Raw genomic sequence first — 2,023 nt, 5'->3', positions numbered from 1 at the left:
AACTCTCCTCTTTTTTTTGTTAATTTTTATTAAAAATAATGAAAAAAATTTATTGACTATTGAATTTTTTGAGGTAAAATATACTGTTATAAATCATTAGTTTATAATTAATTAAAATTTTAAAAGGGGATGAAACTATGTATAGCTTTATATTTTCGATTATAGCACTTATACTAGGGTATGCTATTTATGGGAAAATAGTTGACAAGATTTTTGGATCAGATGAAACTAGATTAACTCCAGCTAAGAGAATGAGTGATGGTGTTGACTATGTAGAAATTGGTTGGGCAAGAGCCTTTTTAATACAATTTCTTAATATAGCAGGGACAGGACCTATATTCGGAGCTATTGCAGGAGCTTTATGGGGACCAGCAGCTTTTATTTGGATAGTATTTGGTTGTATTTTTGGTGGAGCAGTTCATGATTATTTAATAGGAATGATGTCTGTTAGACAAGATGGAGCTTCTGTTTCAGAAATTGTTGGAGAAAATTTAGGATTAACTGCAAAACAAGTAATGAGAATATTTTCTGTTGTACTATTATTACTTGTTGGTGTTATATTCATAATGAGTCCAGCACAAATTTTAAATAGTATAACAGGTGTAAGATATGAAGTATGGTTAGCTTTAATAATAATCTATTACTTATTTGCTACTATTTTACCAGTTGATAAAGTTATAGGAAAAATTTATCCAGTATTTGGACTTTCACTTCTTTTAATGGCAATAGGAATAGGGGGAGGAATACTTTTAAAAGGTTTTGAAATTCCTGAAATAGCTTTTGTAAATATGCACCCAGCAGGAAAATCAATTTTCCCTTACTTATGTATCTCAATAGCTTGTGGAGCAATTAGTGGATTCCATGCAACACAATCACCTATGATGGCAAGATGTATAAGATCAGAAAAAGAAGGAAGAAGAGTATTCTATGGGGCTATGATAGCTGAAGGAATAATAGCACTTATTTGGGCTGCAGCAGCAATGTCTTTCTTTGGAGGAATTGAAGGATTAGCAGCAGCTGGAGCTCCGGGTGTAGTAGTTAATAAGATATCAATGGGTATTTTAGGTAAAATAGGTGGAGCTTTAGCTATATTAGGTGTTGTTGTGTGTCCTATAACTTCAGGGGATACTGCATTTAGAAGTGCAAGACTTACAATAGCTGATTCATTTAATCTTAAACAAGGACCAATAGTTAATAGATTTATAATTGTAATACCACTTTTCATATTAGGAATTTCACTTTGTTTCATTGAATTTTCAGTTGTATGGAGATATTTCAGTTGGTCAAATCAAACTCTTGCAACTATAACTCTTTGGGCAGCAGTTAAATACTTGGCAAATAGAGGTAAGAACTATTGGATAGCTTTAATTCCAGCTATGTTCATGACTGTTGTTGTTACATCATATATAATTGCAGCACCTGAGGGATTTGTTAGATTCTTTAATGGTATAGATATAAATTTAGTTGAAAATATAGCTATTATTATAGGTATTATTTTCTCAGGATTATGTACTTTATTATTCTTCTTAACTAATAAAGGTAAAAATGAAAAATTAGATTAAAAATCCTAAATTCCAAAAGTAAATGTCCAAAAACAACTTAAACAAGATTTAAAAGACATTCATAAACTTCATAAGATGTTGAAGAATTGAAAATTTTTCTAGGATAATTATTCATAAAATTTTCAATAAATTTAACATCTTTTTTTCTTAATTTATTCATAGACCTACCCTTAGGAATAAATCTCCTAATCATCTTATTATTATTTTCATTACTACCCCTCTCATTAGAACAATAAGGGTGAGCAAAATACCACTTAATATCTAAATCAGTAATATACTTAACATTAGAAAACTCAGAACCATTATCAGAAGTAATAGAATGAATTAAATATTTATTACTTTTAATAATCTTTTCAACCTCTTTAATAACATTATCATTAGTCTTAGCATCTAATAAACGAACAATATTAATTCTTGATAATCTCTCAGTAAGAGTCATTATCACCTTAGATTTACCCTCT

2 protein-coding genes are annotated in these 2,023 nt (G+C 29.4%); one reads left to right on the top strand and one right to left on the bottom strand.

Annotation, left to right across the window (positions count from 1 at the left end; all coding sequences use genetic code 11):
* Positions 1-137: 137 nt before the first annotated feature.
* Positions 138-1,562: a carbon starvation CstA family protein gene (locus BT993_RS06745; protein WP_072593798.1), complete on the top strand. Its 1,425-nt coding sequence runs from the start codon at positions 138-140 to the stop codon at positions 1,560-1,562.
* A 37-nt stretch (positions 1,563-1,599) separates the two neighbouring features.
* Here BT993_RS06745 and BT993_RS06740 read toward each other — a convergent pair.
* Positions 1,600-2,023, bottom strand: a 424-nt coding sequence (locus BT993_RS06740) for an IS30 family transposase (protein WP_143604302.1), incomplete at its 5' end; no start/stop codon positions are given.

It is taken from the genome of Streptobacillus ratti, from assembly GCF_001891165.1.
Lineage (GTDB): Bacteria > Fusobacteriota > Fusobacteriia > Fusobacteriales > Leptotrichiaceae > Streptobacillus > Streptobacillus ratti.
The sequence above is the reverse complement of the archived record's forward strand: the minus strand, read 5'-3'. Positions and strand labels throughout refer to the sequence as shown.

Coding starts and splice junctions, on each gene's coding strand:
- BT993_RS06745 (WP_072593798.1), top strand. CDS start 138: ATGTATAGCTTTATATTTTCGATTATAGCACTTATACTAGGGTATGCT.